The organism is Labrys sp. ALF-8 (assembly GCF_059699065.1).
This window is the reverse complement of record NZ_AP048537.1, coordinates 1,932,482-1,951,652: the sequence shown is the minus strand read 5'-3', so window position 1 is coordinate 1,951,652 and position 19,171 is coordinate 1,932,482. Positions and strand designations below refer to the sequence as shown.

At 62.6% G+C, this 19,171-nt stretch carries 19 protein-coding genes; 16 read left to right on the top strand and 3 right to left on the bottom strand.

The features are described from left to right. Positions 1 to 35: 35 nt before the first annotated feature. The 5 genes from blh to AC6H34_RS08945 all read left to right on the top strand — a co-directional run bounded on the left by blh (position 36) and on the right by AC6H34_RS08945 (position 3,380). A complete protein-coding gene (blh, locus tag AC6H34_RS08965) occupies positions 36 to 1,328 on the top strand; it encodes a bifunctional sulfur transferase/dioxygenase Blh (RefSeq protein ID WP_497539864.1) in 1,293 nt (430 codons plus the stop codon). Continuing rightward, a complete protein-coding gene (locus AC6H34_RS08960; RefSeq protein ID WP_497538555.1) occupies positions 1,328 to 1,747 on the top strand; it encodes a YeeE/YedE family protein in 420 nt (139 codons plus the stop codon). The genes blh and AC6H34_RS08960 overlap by 1 nt, the downstream gene beginning before the upstream one ends. Continuing rightward, complete coding sequence (locus tag AC6H34_RS08955; protein WP_497538554.1) at positions 1,744 to 2,172, top strand: DUF6691 family protein; 429 nt, start codon at positions 1,744 to 1,746, stop codon at positions 2,170 to 2,172. Before AC6H34_RS08960 ends, AC6H34_RS08955 begins: the two co-directional genes overlap by 4 nt. A gap of 3 nt (positions 2,173 to 2,175) precedes the next feature. Next, on the top strand, positions 2,176 to 2,955 hold the full coding sequence (locus AC6H34_RS08950) for a sulfite exporter TauE/SafE family protein (protein WP_497538553.1): 780 nt from the start codon (positions 2,176 to 2,178) through the stop codon (positions 2,953 to 2,955). Positions 2,956 to 3,038: 83 nt separating this feature from the next. Then, positions 3,039 to 3,380 carry a carboxymuconolactone decarboxylase family protein gene (locus AC6H34_RS08945; protein WP_497538552.1) on the top strand — a complete coding sequence of 114 codons (342 nt, stop codon included), beginning with the start codon at positions 3,039 to 3,041 and terminating at the stop codon, positions 3,378 to 3,380. Between the two features lie 8 nt (positions 3,381 to 3,388). On the opposite strand, the gene lnt is transcribed toward AC6H34_RS08945, so the two are convergent. After that, a complete protein-coding gene (gene lnt, locus AC6H34_RS08940; protein WP_497538551.1) occupies positions 3,389 to 4,963 on the bottom strand; it encodes an apolipoprotein N-acyltransferase in 1,575 nt (524 codons plus the stop codon). A gap of 135 nt (positions 4,964 to 5,098) precedes the next feature. On the opposite strand from lnt, the gene AC6H34_RS08935 reads away from it, so the two are divergent. The 7 genes from AC6H34_RS08935 to AC6H34_RS08905 all read left to right on the top strand — a co-directional run bounded on the left by AC6H34_RS08935 (position 5,099) and on the right by AC6H34_RS08905 (position 12,109). Next, a complete protein-coding gene (locus AC6H34_RS08935; protein WP_497538550.1) occupies positions 5,099 to 5,698 on the top strand; it encodes a DsbA family protein in 600 nt (199 codons plus the stop codon). Beyond that, complete coding sequence (locus tag AC6H34_RS08930; RefSeq protein ID WP_497538549.1) at positions 5,698 to 6,876, top strand: L,D-transpeptidase family protein; 1,179 nt, start codon at positions 5,698 to 5,700, stop codon at positions 6,874 to 6,876. Before AC6H34_RS08935 ends, AC6H34_RS08930 begins: the two co-directional genes overlap by 1 nt. Further along, positions 6,873 to 7,757, top strand: coding sequence for a thiol:disulfide interchange protein DsbG (dsbG, locus tag AC6H34_RS08925; RefSeq protein ID WP_497538548.1), 885 nt, complete (start codon positions 6,873 to 6,875; stop codon positions 7,755 to 7,757). Before AC6H34_RS08930 ends, dsbG begins: the two co-directional genes overlap by 4 nt. 109 nt (positions 7,758 to 7,866) lie before the next feature. Next, positions 7,867 to 9,756, top strand: a complete 1,890-nt coding sequence (gene dsbD, locus AC6H34_RS08920; protein ID WP_497538547.1) for a protein-disulfide reductase DsbD — start codon at positions 7,867 to 7,869, stop codon at positions 9,754 to 9,756. Continuing rightward, complete coding sequence (locus AC6H34_RS08915; RefSeq protein WP_497538546.1) at positions 9,753 to 10,556, top strand: prolipoprotein diacylglyceryl transferase family protein; 804 nt, start codon at positions 9,753 to 9,755, stop codon at positions 10,554 to 10,556. The genes dsbD and AC6H34_RS08915 overlap by 4 nt, the downstream gene beginning before the upstream one ends. A 104-nt stretch (positions 10,557 to 10,660) precedes the next feature. Next, the gene (locus AC6H34_RS08910; protein WP_497538545.1) at positions 10,661 to 11,323 is read left to right on the top strand and encodes a L,D-transpeptidase; all 663 of its coding nucleotides are present in this window, start codon (positions 10,661 to 10,663) and stop codon (positions 11,321 to 11,323) included. Positions 11,324 to 11,509: 186 nt separating this feature from the next. Further along, the gene (locus tag AC6H34_RS08905; RefSeq protein ID WP_497538544.1) at positions 11,510 to 12,109 is read left to right on the top strand and encodes an SAM-dependent methyltransferase; all 600 of its coding nucleotides are present in this window, start codon (positions 11,510 to 11,512) and stop codon (positions 12,107 to 12,109) included. Positions 12,110 to 12,140: 31 nt separating this feature from the next. Here the strand turns inward: AC6H34_RS08905 and AC6H34_RS08900 are convergent, their stop codons facing one another. Next, on the bottom strand, positions 12,141 to 12,812 hold the full coding sequence (locus tag AC6H34_RS08900) for an alpha/beta hydrolase (RefSeq protein WP_497538543.1): 672 nt from the start codon (positions 12,810 to 12,812) through the stop codon (positions 12,141 to 12,143). 9 nt (positions 12,813 to 12,821) lie between these two features. Further along, positions 12,822 to 13,529 (bottom strand): L,D-transpeptidase, encoded by a 708-nt coding sequence (locus tag AC6H34_RS08895; RefSeq protein WP_497539863.1) that lies wholly within the window; start codon positions 13,527 to 13,529, stop codon positions 12,822 to 12,824. A 125-nt stretch (positions 13,530 to 13,654) separates the two neighbouring features. Between AC6H34_RS08895 and AC6H34_RS08890 the strand changes: the two genes are divergently transcribed. The 4 genes from AC6H34_RS08890 to AC6H34_RS08875 all read left to right on the top strand — a co-directional run bounded on the left by AC6H34_RS08890 (position 13,655) and on the right by AC6H34_RS08875 (position 19,004). Then, a complete protein-coding gene (locus tag AC6H34_RS08890) occupies positions 13,655 to 14,182 on the top strand; it encodes a thioredoxin family protein (RefSeq protein WP_497538542.1) in 528 nt (175 codons plus the stop codon). Positions 14,183 to 14,265: 83 nt separating this feature from the next. Then, a complete protein-coding gene (locus AC6H34_RS08885) occupies positions 14,266 to 15,618 on the top strand; it encodes a c-type cytochrome (RefSeq protein WP_497538541.1) in 1,353 nt (450 codons plus the stop codon). After that, complete coding sequence (locus AC6H34_RS08880; RefSeq protein WP_497538540.1) at positions 15,615 to 16,526, top strand: c-type cytochrome; 912 nt, start codon at positions 15,615 to 15,617, stop codon at positions 16,524 to 16,526. Before AC6H34_RS08885 ends, AC6H34_RS08880 begins: the two co-directional genes overlap by 4 nt. A 360-nt stretch (positions 16,527 to 16,886) precedes the next feature. Beyond that, positions 16,887 to 19,004, top strand: coding sequence for a methyl-accepting chemotaxis protein (locus tag AC6H34_RS08875; RefSeq protein WP_497538539.1), 2,118 nt, complete (start codon positions 16,887 to 16,889; stop codon positions 19,002 to 19,004). Positions 19,005 to 19,171 lie beyond the last annotated feature (167 nt).

The window sequence follows — 19,171 nt, the reverse complement described above, 5'->3', positions numbered from 1 at the left end:
ATTGACAAGCGTCAAGGAGCCGACTCATGAAACCGATCCCGGTCACAGAGAAATTATCCGTCGCGGGGCAGCTTCAGCCCGAGGATTTCGTCGAACTCGCCCGACGCGGCTTCAGGACGGTGATCAACAACCGGCCAGACGGCGAAGAGGCGTCCCAGCCCGGTTCCGATGCGGAAAAGGAGGCTGCCGAGGCCGCGGGGCTCAACTATGTCTTCATCCCGGTCACAAGCAGCAACATGCGCCCGGACGACGTCCGGCGTTTCGCAGAGGCGATCGTGGCGTCGGACGGTCCGGTGCTCGCGCATTGCCGTTCGGGTGCCCGGTCCTTCTACATGTGGGTGCTGGCTGGCGATGCTGATGTCGAAGGCTTCAGCGACGACAAGTTGATCGCCGTGGCAGGCGACGTCGGCATTGCGCCCGACCATGCGCGCGATTGGCTCGCCGCCCATCGGCATGTCGGCAGGCCCGAGGTCAAAGGCTTTTACGAGAAGCGCACCGGGAGCATCCAGTATGTCGTCACTGATCCTGAGACCAAGAAGTGCGCGATCATCGATCCGGTGCTCGATTATGACGAGAAGTCCGGGTCGACCAGCACAGAACAGGCCGACAAGCTTCTTGCCTACGTCGCTGATAAGGGCCTGACCGTCGAATGGATCCTCGACACCCATCCCCATGCCGACCACTTTTCCGCAGCCCGCTATCTCAAGGACAAAACCGGCGCTCCGACCGCGATCGGCGCTCATGTCGTCGATGTGCAGAAACTCTGGAAGGGCATCTACAACTGGCTGGACTTTCCCGCGGACGGCAGCCAGTGGGACCGGCTTTTCGAAGAGGGCGACACGTTCAAGGTCGGGTCGATCAAGGCCAGGGTTTTGTTCTCGCCCGGCCATACGCTCGCCTCGATCACCTATGTCATCGGCGACGCCGCCTTCGTCCACGACACGCTGTTCATGCCTGACTCCGGCACGGCGCGCGCCGACTTTCCGGGCGGCAGCGCCAAACGGCTGTGGCAGTCGATCATGGATATCCTCTCGCTGCGTGACGAGACGCGCATCTTCACCGGTCATGACTATCAGCCTGACGGCCGCCCAGCCCGCTGGGAAAGCACGGTCGGCGAGCAGAAGAAGTTCAATCCGCACATTGCCGGCCAGAACGAAGAGAGCTTCGTCAAGCTGCGCGAAGAGCGCGATGCGACCCTGCCGATGCCCAAGCTTATCCTGCATGCGCTGCAGGTGAACATGAATGGCGGCCGGCTTCCCGAGCCGGAGGGGAACGGCAAACGCTATCTGAAGCTCCCGCTCAATGCGTTTGAGGGGGCGGCCTGGTGATGGACACTTATCTTGCACCTCTGGCCGGCGGCGCGCTGATCGGCTTATCAGCCAGTCTTCTCATGCTGCTCAACGGCCGAATCGCGGGCATCAGCGGTATCGTCGGCGGGCTGCTCGGCCAACGCGGTGAGCGGTTCGGCCACGACATTGCCTTTGTCGCCGGCCTCCTTCTGGGTCCACTGACCTATCTCTTCATCTTCGGCGCTGCGCCACAGGTGGTCGTTGCAGCATCCTGGCCGCTTCTGATCGTCGCCGGCCTGCTTGTCGGCGTCGGCACCCGCATGGGGTCGGGTTGCACATCCGGCCACGGCATCTCGGGACTGGCGCGACTGTCGCCACGGTCCTTCGCCGCCGTGCTGACCTTCCTCGCAACGGCGATCCTGACCGTGCTTGTGATGCGGGTAGGAGGCTGGCTTTGACCCCGGCTCTGCGCATCCTGACGGCCCTTTCCGCCGGCCTTCTGTTCGGGCTCGGCCTCGCGATCTCCGGCCTCCTCAATCCCGCCAAGGTGAAAGCCTTCCTCGACATCACCGGTGCATGGGACCCAAGCCTGATCTTCGTGCTCGGCGCCGGCGTCGTGGTCGCTTTCATCGGTTATCGGCTCGCCTTTGCGCTCAACAAGCCGCTTTTCGACGACCAGCTTCATCTGCCGACGAAAACCCGTATCGACCGCCCGCTCATCATCGGCTCGGCGATCTTCGGTGTTGGCTGGGGCCTAGCCGGCTTTTGCCCCGGTCCGGCAATCGCATCGCTTTCGCTCGGCCTTGCGCCCGCGATCCTCTTCGCCGCCGCCATGTTCATCGGAATGGTCGCCCATGATCGATTCCTTGCCGGAAAGGGCTGAGCCATGCTTGCCAATGTCGGCCCCGCGCTCGCCTCTGGGGGGCTTGTCGGTTTCTCCCTCGGTCTCGTCGGCGGAGGTGGCTCGATACTCGCCACGCCGCTGCTTTTGTACGTCGTCGGCGTAACGCAGCCGCATATCGCCATCGGCACGAGCGCGCTCGCCGTTTCGGTCAACGCCTTCGCCAACCTCATCGGCCATGCCAGGAGCGGCAACGTCCGCTGGCGTAGTGCAATCGTCTTTGCCGGCGTCGGCACGTTTGGAGCGTTTGCCGGTTCGACGCTTGGCAAGGTGGTTGACGGACAGCGGCTGCTCTTCCTGTTCGGGCTGCTGATGATCCTCGTCGGCGTGATGATGCTGCGGCCACGCAAGACAAGCGCGTCCTCCGAGCGTCCGGCCGATCTGAAGACTTCCCTCGTCACGGCCGCGGTCGCCTTTGCCGCCGGCTCCGCCTCGGGCTTCTTCGGGATCGGCGGCGGCTTCCTGATCGTGCCAGCGCTCATTCTCGCGACTGGCATGCCGATGATCAATGCGATCGGCTCATCACTCCTGGCGGTCGGTAGCTTCGGACTCGCCACCGCGATCAATTACGCCGCATCCGGCCTCGTCGATTGGCCGATTGCCTTCGAGTTCATCGCTGGCGGAATCCTCGGCGGCGTGCTCGGCATGATGCTCGCCAATCGGCTCTCGGCGGGAAAGAACACGCTCAACCGCATCTTTGCGGGACTGATCTTCGTGGTCGCAGCTTATGTGCTCTATCGGAGCGCCGGCGCCCTCATGACCTGACCGGGATATCTGTAGCCATGGGAGCCGCGCCAAGCCTGGGAGCGCTTCCATGCTGAACGCTCATTCGAATGATGGAGAGTATTATGATCGAAGACTGGAAAAAGCTGATCGAGAACATGAATGGCGGCGTGAAGTCGTTGCGGCAGGAAGCGCCGGCAGTGATGAAGTCATTTTCCGACATGGCGCGATCTGCGCATGCCGGCGAGGCGCTTGATCCGGCGACGAAAGAGCTGATTGCGCTGGCCATCGGCGTTGCGACGCGGTGCCAGCCCTGCATTGCCTATCATGCGGAGGGAGCGGCAAAGGCTGGCGCCACCCGTGAGCAGATCAGCGAAACCCTTGGCATGGCCGTGTACATGGGCGCTGGCCCATCCGTGATGTACGCTGCGCAGGCCTTCGAAGCCTTCGATCAGCTTTCGCAGTAGCCTAGTGATCAGATCTGCGATTTGAGCCGCCAGCGCTCTCGGCCCGGCCACCATGCTGACTCGCCGGTCCATACTAACCCCACCAGCATGAGCACCGCGAGGGACAGCGCCGGGAGACTGCCCCAGGCTGAAAATGCGGTCGGACGACCCTGTGCTGGCAGCCGGGCTTCGATACGTCCGGCCGTTCGCCAGGGCAGGCTATCCACGACGCTCCCATCTGAGCGAATGACCGCGGAAATCCCGTTGGTCGTCGCGCGAACTATGGGCAGGGCTTCCTCGATCGCGCGCATGCGTGCCAGAGCCAGATGCTGAGGCGGGCCGGCTTCGCCGAACCAAGCGTCGTTCGAGGGGTTGAAGAGGAATTGCGGTCGCCGGTGCGGATCGACGACAGCGCCCGCAAAGATGATCTCATAGCAAATGTCTACGCCTGCGCTCAGATCTTCCATCTCCAGTGAACGCGGGCCCGAACCGGAGACGAATGGCCCGCTGCCGGCCGCGAAACGCGACAGGCCGAGCGCACCGAGCAGGTGCGGCATCGGTATATACTCTCCGAAGGGCACAAGATGCCGCTTGTCGTACCTGCCGCGTATCTCTCCGCTGGAGTTGATCACGAACACACTGTTGGTTGCTCCGCTCACACTCCCATCCGGTCGGAAAGCCGTGCCGATGGCGCCGACGAACAACAGATCGCTTTTTCCGAGGACGGTGCCGATCAGCCGTCTTGTGTCCGGATCGCGGTCCAGTTCCGTCGTGATGGCCGTTTCCGGCCAGAACACCAGGCGCGAGCGCTTCGGTTCCGTATTGCTCCCCGAGAGCGCTATGTGCCGGTGAAGATGCTCGACGACCTCGTCCGGGCGCCACTTCTGGTCCTGCGAGATATTGGGCTGGACGACAACGATCGGGGTGGCTGTGTCAGCCGGCGGTCGAGTGGACGACATGCTCGCGCCGGCTATCGCCGTCATCAGCACGACGCCGGCCACTCCCCGAGCCCGGCCATCGCACAGAGCCGGCGGTGTCAAAAGCGCGGATAGCAGGATGGTCAGACCCGACAATCCGAGCGCGCCGATGGTCGCCGCGATGCTCGCGACAGGAAGCACGTTGAGCCAGATCACGCCGACCGGATTCCAGGGAAATCCCGTCAGGACGATGCCACGCAGCCATTCGAAGATGGTGAAAGCCGCGGCGAAGGCGAGTGCAAAGCGGAATGGATCGTCGCGCCCAAGAACCCATGCTGCTATCGCCGCAAGGCTCCAGTAGAGCGCGAGGTATCCGGCAAGCAGTGCCAGGGCCAGCCAGCCCATCGCTGGTGGGAGCGCTGCCTGGAAACCAAACGCGTCGACGATCCAGCGCAGCGCGGGAAACGCCTGGCCGAAGCCGAAAGCGGTCGCGCAAAGCATCACGTCGCGCCAACACCTACTGTAGTGCAGCAGCCAGACGAGGCAGCCGACCCCGAGCGGCATGATGTACCACGCGCTCCAGGGCTCAAAGGCGATTGACGTTGCAGCTCCGAGAATGAGGGCGGTAACGCCGCGCATGGGCAGGCCGAAGCGCCCCGTCCCATTGCCGGCCGATCGGCTCATCATTGAATACGTCCTCGACGGATGACACCCTCCCGACATTGTCGCTGTTTGGCTGGAGGAGCCGTCGATCCTTCCACTTAAGGCTAGCTTAAGCTTGCGACTGCGTTTCGGTCCGAAAGCCCACGGAGGACTGAATGAATGCAGTCACGACGATGTTTTCTGATTTCCACCGCCGCGCTCTTGGCGATCCCTGCGGCCGTCACGCGCGTCGTTGCCCAGCAGCCATCCCGTGAGGAGGTATTTTCCGATCCCGTAACGCCTGTGCTCGGCAATCCGGATGGAGACGTCACGATCGTCGAGTTCTTCGACTATCAATGCCCGTTTTTTAAAAGCACCTACCCCGAGCTCAAGAAGTTGGTCAGCGAGGACGGCAATCTGCGCCTCATGATGCGCGACTGGCCGATCTTTGGCGAAGCGTCGCGGTTCGCAGCCGAACGCGTTCTGGCGCTCGATCCGCAGGCCTATGGCCGCGCCCACGAGGCGCTGATGGGTACGAAAGGGCGGCTTACCGAGAACGATGTCATCGAAGTGCTTGAGGACGCCAGCGTCAAAAGTCTCACGCCAGCTCACTCACCTGAAGCGGTAGCCGAAACCTTGTCGCGCAACGACCGCATGGCCAAGGCATTCGGCCTGGCCGGCACGCCGTCCTTCGCCATCGGTTCGAAGATCTATGGTGGTGTCCTCGATCCAACCGGCCTTGCCCAGGCAGTTCTCGAAGCGAGGGGGAAACGGACTTGATGCTGGACAGACGCTCTCTTCTGATCGGCGGGCTGGCATCCGCGACCTTCTCCACTGCGTCCGCTCGCGACTGGGAGGGGGCCTTCGACACGGCAAGCGCCCGTATGGATGGCCTGCAGGACGTGGAAACGCCGCTGCTCTCGGCGACGACATTGCACGCGACGCGGATTGCCTCCGAAACCTACGCCGGTTGGGCGGCGGAAGGCGGATGGCCGGCCTATCCGTTCACGCAACGGCTTTCCCTTGGCGCGCAGGGCAACGACGTTTCCTGGCTGCGCCAACGCCTCGCTGTGACGGGCGACCTGGCGCTGCAATATGGCCCCGGCACCGTCGTCGACAGCTTCGTCGACGCCGCCATTCGCAGATTTCAGGCGCGGCATGGCCTCACCGTGGACGGGGTGGCGGGCGCCGCCACGTTCGAGGCGCTCAACCGTCCGGCGGCAGACAGGGCGCGGAGCCTCACTGCGAACATTCCCAGATTGCAGGCCGCTCTTGTCGACGATCGCCGCCAGGTGACAGTCAACGTTCCCTCGGCGCAGATCGAGATGGTCGAAGATGGCGCCGTGGTGCTTCGCCAGTCGGCCGTCGTCGGTCAGCCCAATCGCGCGACGCCGCTGCTTTCGAGCAAGATCCACGAGATCAACTTCAATCCCTATTGGCATGTGCCGAAAAGCATCATCCGCCGCGATCTCATCCCGATCATCCGCAGGGACCCGGATTACCTGACGCGTATGGGGATGCGTATTTACACCGGCAACTGGAAAGAGGTGTCGCCGTCGAGCATCGACTGGAGCACCGACGAGGCGACCAACTACGTATTCCGGCAGGAGCCGGGGAGCCGCAATGCCCTTGGACGCGTCCGCATCAACTTCGCCAATCAACATTCGGTCTATCTTCACGACACGCCCGACCCCGGCCTGTTCGGCGATGCCAGCCGTTTTCACTCGTCCGGCTGCGTCAGGGTCCAGCGTATTCCGGAATTCGTGACCTGGCTGCTCAAGGATACGCCGGGCTGGTCTACCGAGACCGTCGCGGAATTCCTGACCAATGGTCAGCGCCGGGACGTCGCGATCACCAATCCCGTTCCGGTCCACTTCGTCTACATCACCGCCTGGGGCGTTCCGGCGGGGCCGGCGCAGTTCAGGAAAGACATCTATTCTCTGGTGGACGGCTCGTGACGGCAAACGCCGCGGCGGCGCTTAATGCTGCCTTAAGCTCGCAGGCAAAAGGCAGCAAACATGCTGATCTGTCCATAACATCGACTGGTGCCTCACGAATGAAAAAGCTTCTACCCGCCATCGCGCTCGCAACGATGCTCGCCGGCTGCAACGACAATACTGAAACAGTCTCGTCAAAGACGGCAAGCAACTCCGAGGCGATCCTTGCGTCGCTGAAGAGCCAGGGCCTGACTATCCACGGCCCCCTGGAGGTGCCGGGCGGATTGCAGGCCTATGCCGCGAGCTCAGGCACGCAGCCGCTGGCCGTCTACATCATGCCCGACGCCAATTATGCGCTTATCGGCACCCTGATCGATGCCAAGGGCGATTCTGTTGCCGACGCCGCGTTGAAGCAGGCAACGAGCGAGCCGATGCAGCGGGAGGCCTGGGGAGCGCTTGAAGCCGCGGCCTGGGTTCAGGACGGCAATCCGAATGCGGAGCGCGTCGTCTACGCGTTCACGGACGCCAATTGCCCTTTCTGCAATGAGTTGTGGCGTTCGGCGCGGCCATGGGTGGAGGCCGGCAAGGTCCAGCTTCGCCACGTCATGGTGGGTGTGATCCGGGCAGACTCGGCCGCGAAGGCAGCCGCGATCATCGAAGCTGCCGATCCGCAAGCCGCCCTGACGCAAAACGAGATGAACCACGGCTCCGGCGGGATTGCCCCGCTGGCAAAGATCTCGCCGGAAACCAACACCAAGCTCACCAGCAATGTCGAGCTGATGAGGCGGCTTGGCTTTAGCGGTACGCCCGGCCTCGTCGCGCGAGGTAGCGATGGCGAGCTGATCCTTCAGAGCGGTGCACCTCGAGGAGCCGCTCTGGAAGCCCTGTTCGGGCCGCTCTAGGCGTTTCGGCGGGGTTTTCCTACATCCAACGAATAAAGATGCCCTTAAGTCTGCCTTAAGCTGCCGATCCGACCTCTCCCGCCGTCGTAACGTCAAGCGGGAGCGTGCATTGCCTTCAAGAACTGTCTGGTCCGTCATCCTCGCGGCCATGATCATGGCGTTTGCAGCGCTGTCGATCACGCCGGCATCGGCGCAGGTGACGTCTTCGGGTGGAATGCCGCTTCCCGTCGATCAGGCGTTCAAACTCTCGGCGACACGACAAAATGACGGTAGCGTCCAGATTCGATGGACGATCGCTACCGGATACTACCTTTACCAGGACAAATTCAGCTTCGCTCGCAGCGGCTCGGATCTTCCGGTTCCCGAGCTCCAGGGGAACGGCCAGAGCAAGGACGACCCGACCTTCGGCCCCTCGACCGTCTTTCACGATCAAGTCGCCGCAGTGCTTCCCCTTGATGCCTCGGCATCCGCTCCGCTCGAAGTCCGCTATCAGGGATGCCAGGACCACGGCATCTGCTATCCGCCGATCGTGCGCCATGTCGATGCGACGACGCTTGCCGTAACCGATCCGGAGGAGCGCGCCCCGGCGACGCAGGCGAGCGAGTGGACGACCCGGGCAGTCACGACTCCTGCGAGCGGGCCGGCGACTGGAAACGAGACCGGCATTTCCATCGCGGCCGACAATGGCGGCATGATCGGTTCGCTGCTGAAGGACGGCGGCGTCGCAATGGTTCTGGCAAGCTTCATGCTGTTCGGCGTGCTGCTCGCCTTCACCCCATGCGTCTTTCCGATGTACCCGATCCTTGCCGGAGCGATCGCGCGGCAGGGCGAGTCCGTCACCGCGCTGAGGGGGTTCACCCTCTCGCTTGCCTACGTGCTGGCGATGGCGAGCGCGTTCGGCCTGCTCGGCGTGGCGGCGGCATGGTCCGGGCAGAATTTGCAGATGGCGCTTCAGTCGCCGCTCGCCATCGGCGCGGTCTCCGTCCTCTTCGTCGTGCTGGCCTTGTCGATGTTCGGGCTGTTCGAACTGCAACTGCCATCGGCGTGGGTCAATGCCATCGGCCGGCTTGGTCAGGGCAATCGCGGCTCGCTGGCCTCGGCCGGGCTGCTGGGCTTCACCTCGGCGCTGATCGTCGGGCCTTGCGTGACCGCGCCGCTGGCCGGTGCGCTGATCTACATCGCGCAGACCGGCGACGTTGCGCTCGGAGCAGCATCCCTCTTCGCGCTTGGCCTGGGCAAGGGCATTCCCCTGATCGCCTTCGGCACACTCGGCCCGAAGGCCCTCCCCAAAGCAGGCGCGTGGATGACTGTCGTCCGGCAGGCGTTCGGGTTCGTCTTCGTGGCGACCGCCATCTGGATGGTCTCGCGCATCATCCCGGCAGAAGCGGGCCTTGCGCTCTGGGCGCTGTTCGCGATCGGTCTCGCGGTCTGGCTGGGCGCCTTCGATACGATCGGGCCGGATGCTTCGGGGCGGCGGCGGGCGGCGAAGGCCGCCGGCATCGCGGCTGCACTCTATGGCATCGTGCTGGCCGTCGGGGCTGCCAGCGGTGCCGGAGATCCCTTCCGGCCTCTCGCCAACCTTGCGGCCGGAACCGGAGGCGCTCCCGGTTCTTCGGAAGCGCTTGCCTTCCGCAGCGCGGGCACGCCCGCCGAGCTTCAGACGGAAATCGCGGGACGGAACGGTAAACCGAGCCTGCTCTACGTCACCGCGGACTGGTGCGTTACCTGCGCCGTCATAGACCGCAGCGTCCTGTCCGATCCCGCCGTCCAGTCCACGCTCGCCCGCTTCAATCTCATCAAGCTCGATGTCAGCGGCAACACGCCTGAACAGCGGCAGATCATGCAGGGCCTTCAGGTGGTCGGTCCGCCGACGATGATCTTCGTCGATCCCGAAGGGCGAGAGGCGTCCGGAACGCGGCTTGTGGGAGACGTGACCAAAGCGACCTTGCAAGCCTCTGTCGAGCAGATTGGGTCCGACAAGACCGGGACGGTGCGATGAACGCCATCGCGATCGGGCCTTTCGTCTTCGCCTCGGAGCAATTCGCGGCCATTCTCGGCATCTTCACCTTCACGATCGCGACGTCGATCCTCGCGCGCCGCGTCGACCCCATCATCGGACAATGGTCGACCTGGGCGCTAATCGGCGGCCTTGTCGCTGCCCGCCTTGGTCATGTCGCGCTGCATTGGCAAAGCTTCGCGGCCGAGCCCATGCGGATCTTCGCCTTCTGGCAGGGCGGCTTCCAGCCGATTGCCGGCTTTGTCGGCGTGCTGCTCGTCAGCGTGTTCTTCATCCGCTCGCTCAAGGCCGGGCTTGCTGCCGCAGGGGCCCTCGGCCTCAGCCTCGTGCTGTGGGTCGGCGTGACCCAACTCACCCAGGCCACGCTCGGTCAGCCCGCCCCGAGAATCGCGCTTCAGCAAATGGACGGTCCTCCGTTCGCGGTCAGCGACGTGATCGGCAAACCCGCTGTCGTCAATCTCTGGGCGAGCTGGTGCCCGCCATGCCGCAGGGAAATGCCGCTGCTCGCGGAAGTCGCAGCAAGCCGCGACGACGTCGCCTTCCTGTTCGTCAATCAGGGCGAAGGCTCGGAAACGATCCGTGCCTATCTCGCGAAAGAAAACCTCAAGCTCGATCGCGTTCTGCTCGACCAGTCGATGCAGATCCCCCGCCATTACGGAAGCATGGGACTTCCCATCACCCTGTTCCTCAGAGCCGACGGGACACTCGCCTCCATGCACATGGGCGAGATCTCGCGCGAGGCGCTCAACGCCGCCATCGAGAGGCTTGGAGGCTCGACATGATGCCTGCCTGCCCGATCCGGTGGCGGGCAGCCCGTTCCCTTAACCCCGAACCTGAACCATCCGCCCTCCCTGACCGGAGCGCGGACAACGATGCGTGAATCCAAATGAGTCTATCAAAAAAGAGCGGATTGCTTTCCGCCTTCCTGTTCAGCCTGCTCGCGGCCGGTTGCACCACCACGACGACGCCGACAACCGCTGTTACCCAGCCACTTGACCGAAACCGGCCTGCGACAGCCGCCAGCTATGCCGCCCAGACGAATGAGAGGTTTCCGGTCGCGGCGATCGACACATCACGCGTCGATCCGAAGAACCTCCGGCAGCAGGTGGACTACCGCACAAGCGAGCCGCCGGGCACGATCGTGGTCGATACGAAGAACCGCTTCGTCTACCTCGTTCAGGAGGGCGGCAAGGCAATGCGTTACGGCGTCGGCGTCGGCCGCGAGGGAATGGAATTCACGGGGACGGCCAACATCGCCTGGAAGCAGGAATGGCCGAAGTGGACGCCGACCCCGGACATGATAAGGCGCGAGCCGGAGAAATACGCCCAGTGGTCCGGCGGCATGCAGGGCGGAGCCAACAATCCGCTCGGTGCCCGTGCGCTCTATCTCTTCAAGAACGGCAAGGACACCCTGTTCCGTATTCACGGCACCAACCAGCCGGAAACGATCGGCCATGCCGTTTCGTCCGGCTGCATCCGTATGATGAATCAGGACGTCATCGACCTCTATCGCCGTGTGCCGACAGGATCGAAAGTTGTCGTGATCTAGCTGCGCCGACAAACGACACGCTCAACAAGAACAGGCTTCCGGCTCCTCGGGCCGGAAGCCATCCAAATCACCGGGACGAGCGCCATGGAGAACAACTGGGATCGCAGATTCGAACGAGACGACTATCTCTTCGGAACCGAGCCAAACGCATTTCTCGCCTCTCAGGCTTTTCGTCTGAAACCGGGCATGAAGGCGCTGGCAGTCGCCGATGGAGAGGGGCGCAACGGTGTCTGGCTCGCCGAGCATGGCCTCGACGTCGTGTCCATCGATGCTTCGACGGTCGGTCTTTCAAAGGCACGCGAGCTCGCCCGACGTCGCGGCGCCAGCTTGCAGACCGTGCTTGCCGATCTCGCCGAATGGGAGTGGGAGCCCGAAGCCTACGATCTCGTTGTCGCGATCTTCGTGCAGTTCGCGCCCCCCGAAGTGCGCCGGACCATGTTCGCAGGCTTCCACACTTGCCTGAGACCGGGTGGTCTCCTGATCATGCAAGGCTATCGCGTCGAACAGCTCGCCTATGGCACCGGCGGCCCGCGCGATCCCGATCACCTTTACACGCAGGACCTGCTGATCCGATCATTCGGGCATTGGGAAATCCGCCACCTTCGCGCGCATGACAGCGTGATCGAGGAAGGAGCGGGCCATTCCGGAATGTCTGCGCTGATCGATCTTGTTGCCGAAAAGGCCAGGCACGACGCGCTGCCGTTGCCGACGATGGGGGCAGAGCATGTTGATCTTCGCGTCGCCGCTCAGGCTTCCGCACCGCCCGCTGCGGCCGCAAATTCCTGATCGTCTCCCACAAGAGCCGCAGCCATTCGATTCAGGATCCCGGCCAGACGATCGGCCGGCCCTCGCGCAGGCGGCTCATGACGTAGTGATCGACGCCGGGTAGCGAGATCAGAGCGGAGCGGTCGGAAGGCATTGCATGCGCGCAAGCCTCAATCACGCCTGCCGGGATCGTTCGATCGTCTTCGCCCGCAACAACCAGCACCCGTCCCGCAAAGCCTCTCAGGACGTCGAAGGCATCGCTGTCGCGCCAGCTCTCGTGGCGCCGGATGATGGCCGAAAACACCGGGCCAAAGGGCGCCGCAAACGCCACGCGGTCGTACATCGCCGGCGCGATCATGACCAGGGCGTTCAGCGAGACGGTTTGCGACAACCTGACCGCCACATAGCCTCCCATGCTCATGGAAACCGCACCACGCAGATTGCGCGGCCGGACCCACTCGATTGCGGCTCGCGCTTCGTCGACTCTCAGCGCCAGCGAACTCTCCTGCACATCGCCGCCGGTCAGGCCGTGGCCCCGATGATCCAATGCCAGCGTGCCAACACCGCGCTTGGCGAGATCGACGCGAAGCGGGAACATGTCCGCGGAGGCGGTGTTGCCGCCGCCGTGCAATAGCAACGCCGACCGGTCCCGAGGCCCGAAGTAGCTCGCGTGCAACGCATAGCCGCGCATCTCGACTTCGTAACTGACGACTTCGTTCGGCATCTAACCCAGCTAGCCAACCAGCAAATGCGACATCGACGGATCAGGGATGACCACAATAGCGCTGCCGTCGCGAACGTTGTCGGCGAGATGAATGACATCCTGATTGAGCATGCGGATGCAACCAGAGGACACCGACTTCCCGATGGAAGAGAATTCGGGAGTGCCATGGATGCGATAGATCGTATCGCGGTTGCCCTCATGAATATAGAGCGCCCGGGAGCCGAGCGGGTTGTTCAAGCCGGGAGGCATGCCGCCATTGTCGATGCTATACGGCTCCAGTTCAGGCTGGCGCGCGACCATTTCGTTGGGTGGACGCCAACGAGGCCATTCGCGCTTGTATGCGATGTGCCCCTGACCGGCCCAGGCGAACCCATCACGTCCGACGCCCACGCCATACCGGGTTGCCTGGCCGTTCGCTCTGACGTGATACAGATAACGGTTCGGTGTATCGACGACCACCGTCCCGACCTTTTCGCCGGTCGGATAGTCTACTTCGGTTCGCCACCATTTCTGGTCGACCTTGGAGACATCGACTTCGGGGATAGGAAATTGCTCGTTCGGCAGCGCCGCGTACATGAGCGGGACAACCGGCTCCGGCTCGATCTCGGCGACCGGCGCCATCGTCGGAACGGTTTGGCGGGTCGAAACGCAGCCTGACAGCGCCAAGGCGCTGGCTCCGAGCAGGAACGCGCGTCGGCCCATCGGGCCGGTAAACATGGTGTTCGTCAATTGTCTCTCAACCTTCTGAATTCATTCAGTTCAGAAAGCCGAAACTCCAGCCCCACCTTAAGCCTGCCTTAAGGCCGGAGCTTCCCGTTGCCGTCGACAACGGAGAAGCCTGCATGCCTCATACGAAATGGACAAACGTTACGGTCCGCGACCGCGCTTCTAAACCAGCGGGCCGCCAGAAGGTCTCACGACAGCTTGAGGGTGTCGCAACGCGGCGTCAGTTTCTTGTGGGCGCGCTATCCATGGCGACGGTCGGTGCCTTGGCGGCCGACGCGAACGCCGCATCTTCGCTTGTCACGAACCTCCGCGAGTATCACGAGACCCTGGCGCGGCTGTCGCCGCAATACCAGGCGGCACTTGTCGACATCGGAGCGGAATGGTGCGCCGTCTGCAAGATGATCGACCAGAAAATTCTGCCCGATCCCGATGTCCAGCACGCGATGCAACGGATCGCGCTGATCAAGGTCGACGTCACCCGGATGGATCAGACGAGCCGCGAGCTCCTCAGATACCTGCGTGCAGACGGGCCGCCGACGCTCTTCATAGTCCAAACCGAGAGCGGCCGCGAATACAGCGGCACCCGGTCGGTCGGGTCCGTGACCGCGCGCGATCTCGTTCGACGGCTGCGCCCCTTCGCATAGGCGCTGAAACGGCCCCGTTCTCATTGATTGAAATCAAAGCGGAATGGAGGCGTGTGAGGATAGTTACATAATTAAAGAAATTTGTGGAACGTGCCGTGAAACTGTTGCTCAAACTCGCATTTGCCGGCGTATGCGGACTTGGCCTGTCATATGCAATCGCTCTTTCAACTCCCTATTGGTTCAAGCCAAAAACCGAAGCGTCTGTCGATATCACGGACGCGAGCCTGATCCGGAAGGGCGAATATCTCGCCCATGCGGGAGACTGCATCGCCTGTCACACCGCCCCCGGCGGCAAACCGTTCGCGGGCGGGCTCGGCATGCAGACCCCGATGGGCACGATCTATTCCACGAACATCACCCCTGAAAAGGAAACGGGGATCGGCGGCTACAGCTACGGAGATTTCGAGCGGGCGGTGCGCAAGGGGATCCGCCCGGATGGCACGCATCTCTACCCGGCCATGCCCTACGTGTCCTACGCCGTCGTCCGCGACGACGACATCAAAGCGCTCTACGCCTACTTCATGTCGAGCGTCGCGGCGGTCCGGCAGGATAACCAGCCGACAACCATGCCCTGGCCGCTCAGCATGCGCTGGCCGCTTGCGTATTGGCAGATCGCCTTCGCCCAGCCCCGCGACTTCGCCACGACGGCCACGGATCCGCAGCTTGAGCGCGGAGCCTATCTGGTCGAGGGGCTAGCCCATTGCGGCGCCTGCCATACGCCACGCGGCATCGCGTTTCAGGAGACGGCGCTTGCCGACGGCAACAACAGCCGCTTCTTGTCAGGCTCGGTTCTCGAGGGCTGGTACGCGAAAAACCTGCGCAGCGAGGACACCGGCCTGTCGACATGGACAACCGCCGAGATCGTCGACTTCCTGAAGACCGGACGCAACGACAAGACCGCCGCCTTTGGCTCGATGTCGGATGTCGTCGAGCACTCGACGCAGCACCTGTCGAACGAAGACCTCACGGCGATCGCGACCTATCTAAAATCCCTGAAGGCTCGCGACGGTCGCAGCCCGACCTGGCAACCGAAGGAGGATCTCACCACCGCGGCGCTCAAGGCCGGCGACTACAGCGCCCCCGGCGCCACCTCCTATGTCGAGCATTGTGCGATCTGTCATCGTATGGACGGCAAAGGCGCGCCGCGTATCTATCCTGCACTCGCCGGCAACTCGATGGTGTTCGCCGACGATCCCAGCTCGCTCATTCAGGTCACACTCGCCGGCGGGCGAATGCCGAAGACCCCGCACGACACGATGGCTTTCACCATGCCGGGTTTTGCCAGCCTGACCAACCGGGAGGTCGCCGACGTCCTCAACTTCATCCGCAACGGCTGGGGCAATCACGGCAGCGAGATCAAAGAAGCCGACATCTCACGCATGCGCCACGAGATTGCGCGCAAACCAAAACACTACGTTCCGGGAGAACAAAAATGAAGAAGCGCTCCCTTACACTGACCGGAGCTGCCATCGTGGCGGTCGCTGCGACAGCAGGAGCATTCGCGTTCCTGCACGAGCCGACACTTGACGCGCCGGCCGTGGACGCGATCGCGGTGCTGGACGGCAACGGCAAGCGGATCGGCGACTATCGAATTCCTGCGGATAGTGCGATCGCGACCGAACGCAACGCCGATGCCATCCGGCTTGGACAGCGGCTTCTCAACGAAACCGCGCGCCTCCTTCCGGCCAATGTCGGCAACGGGCTTAACTGCAATTCGTGCCACATGGCGCAGGGAAAGCTGTCCGACGCCAATCCCTACATCAACACGACCAACAGCTATCCGTCCTTCAATCCGCGCGCCAACCGCGAGGTCGATCTGACCATGCGCATCAACGGCTGCTTCCAGCGCTCGATGAACGGCAAGCCACTCGGCGCAGACAGCACCGAGATGCATGCGATGCTCGCCTATATGGACTGGCTGCGCCAGGGCGTGGTGAAAGGCGACAAGACCGCCGTGCGCAACGCCGGGCCGATCGACGAGAGCCTGGTGCCCGATCCCGAGAGGGGAAGGACGATCTACGCCGCCCAGTGCGCCTCCTGCCATGGCGCCAACGGCCAGGGCATGAAGGATCAGGCCGGAGATTACATCTTCCCACCGCTTTGGGGGGATGAATCGTTTAACATCGGCGCAGGCCTTGCCCGTACCTATAAGGCGGCGCAATTCGTCAAATACGCCATGCCACCGGCCATGCATCTGGAGGCGCCGCTCGGGGCAGGCGGGGTGCTGTCGGATCAGGATGCCGTCGATGTCGCGGAATTCTTCACCCACATGCCGAGGCCTGATTTTGCCGGCAAGGTCAACGACTGGAAAGGCGTCAAAAAGCCCAAGGACGCCCGATACTGAAGCGGGACCGGTTTCATAGCGATACCCTTTCTGTATCTTTTACCATAACCGCCCGCGTTCATGGTTTTCGCTAGTATTCCTGCCAACCGTGAACGGTTCGGAATGGCCGTCTCGACTCGCTTTCTATCTAGTTTTTTCTGAATCGCTGAACCGATGATGCTGCTATGTTTCGACGGCCATCGTATCAAACCTGCCCATTTACCTTTCAGAAACGATAAACAGGCAACAATATAGTGGGTGCATGCGACCCGTCGGCTCAAAGCCTGCGGCTGTCCAGACTAAGCATGATGCTTGAAGCTGACCCGGCGCAATCCTTCATCACATCAGTCGTTTGCTTGCTGCACAGGGGGAAGCTGCATCATGAAATTGACAATCAGCACGAAATTCAACGCGCTCCTTTTCGGGGGAGCCGTGATATCCGCTATCGCCGTCGCGGGCACGATTTACATGCTCAGCACTCGTTTCGTCAGCCAAGCAATGCAGGACAAGCTTGCCAGCGTGCAAAGCGAGTTTCAGTCCGAACTGACGGCGTCACAGCGATCGGCGACCATGCTTGCTCTTTTCGTTGCAGAGCAACAGGTGAGCAAGGAGGCACTGGCAACCGGAGACAGGGGCTTGCTCGAACGCCAATTCTCCGGCGCGTTCAATGCACTGAAGAATGAATACGACGTCCGCCAGTTCCAGTTCCATACCCCCCCGGCGACGTCCTTTTTCAGGGTGCACGAGCCGGCGTCGTTCGGTGATGATCTCGCGGCCTTACGAAAGACGGTCGTTCAAGTTAATGCCAATCGGCAGCAACTGAGCGGCCTGGAAGGCGGCAAGGCCGGTATCGGTATTCGCGGCCTCGCTCCCATCTCACGCCATGGCGCACACCTTGGATCTGTGGAGTTCGGTCTGAGCCTGCATGGCGAATTCGTCGAGGACTTTACCAGGAACACAAGTCATCCCGCGGCCATCTTCGCGCTTGGCGAGAAAGGACTGGAGCCGATCGGAACGACGTTCCCAACCGCATTGGACCCGGCCAAAGCCCTCGACCTTAAGAGCATGGTTGGAAAGCGCAGCACATTGACAACAATGCCGGAGACCGCAGGTCTCTATGCCAGCATTGTCTTCCCGTTGAACGACTTTTCCGGCACGCCCATTGGCCTTGCTGTTATTGCTGTGGACCGGTCAAACTACAATGCGATCGAGGCGACCGGCCGCTGGGCGGCTATCAGCGTATTCCTTCTTTTGCTCGCCATTGCAGGTGTGATCTCGCTTCTCAGCAAACCGCTAGTCTATCGGCCGCTGGCCCGGATGACCGACTATATGGGCCTGCTCGCCAAAGGCGAACTCGAAACGGAAGTGCCTTTTGTGGGCCGCGCCGACGAAGTGGGATCGATGGCGCAGGCGGTCGACGTCTTCCGCGCATCCGCCCTCCGCAATATCGACCTTGAGCGGGAAGCCGATGAAAACCGCGCGATTGCGGAGCAGGAGCGTGTCCGCACGGACGCCGAAAAGGCCGAGCAGGCTCGGCATCTTCGCACAGCCATCGACGCGCTTGGTGACGGCCTGGAAGCCTTGGCACATGGTGATCTTTCCGTGCGGATCGATGAGCCGTTCTTCGGTTCGCTCGAAACCCTGCGCAGCGATTTCAACAGATCCGTGGACAGTCTCTCAGCCGCGCTCGCCACGATTGCCGGAAGCTCGCGAACGATCGCGCATGGCACCGCCGAAATACGCGGTTCCAGCGATAACCTTGCAAGGCGAACCGAACAGCAGGCAGCATCGCTCGAAGAGACCGCCGCCGCACTCGACGAGATCACCGCAACCGTGAAGGAAGCGCATGACAGGGCCGAGGATATCAGCCGGATGGTTGGAGAAGCGACTACCGTCGCCGGCCAGTCCGAGCGCGTCGTCCGCGAGGCCGTGGATGCGATGGGAGAGATTGAGGCATCCTCCAATCAGGTGACCCAGATCATCGATGTGATCAACGATATAGCATTCCAGACCAATCTTCTGGCGCTCAATGCCGGGGTCGAGGCCGCGCGCGCCGGTGAAGCCGGCAAGGGTTTTGCGGTCGTCGCCCAGGAGGTCCGCGAGCTCGCCCAACGCTCCGCAAGCGCCGCGGCCGAAATCAGGACGCTACTCGATCGCTCGGGCGCCCATGTTCATGCGGGCGTCGCGCTCGTGAACCGCGCCGGCGATGCGCTGCAGAAGATCGGCGAGCACGTCGTGAAGATCAACGACAATGTGAGAGCCATGGTGTCCTCGTCTCAGGAACAGTCGGTCGGCCTCCAGCAAATCAATACCGCCGTCAATCAGATGGACCAGATGACCCAGCAAAATGCCGCGATGGTCGAGGAGACGACCGCAGCGGTCCATTCCGTCTTTGGAGAAACCGAAGTCCTCAACCAGGCTGTTGGCCATTTCCAGCTCACAAGCACACGTCTGAACAGCGTGGATCGCAACAGCGCAGGCCGTGCTGCGGCCGCATGAAGAGGCATAAGTGGTCGCGGCGAACAGATATCGCCGCTTCCCCCCGCCATTCGCCGACGATAAGCGGTAAAATCTCTTCAATTCCTGCCGGCTGTCCCGATTCCTTAAGGTTGCCTTAAGGTTGGTTTCCGAGCGCTGAACCCTGTGTGCCTGCCGCAAGAGCCAGG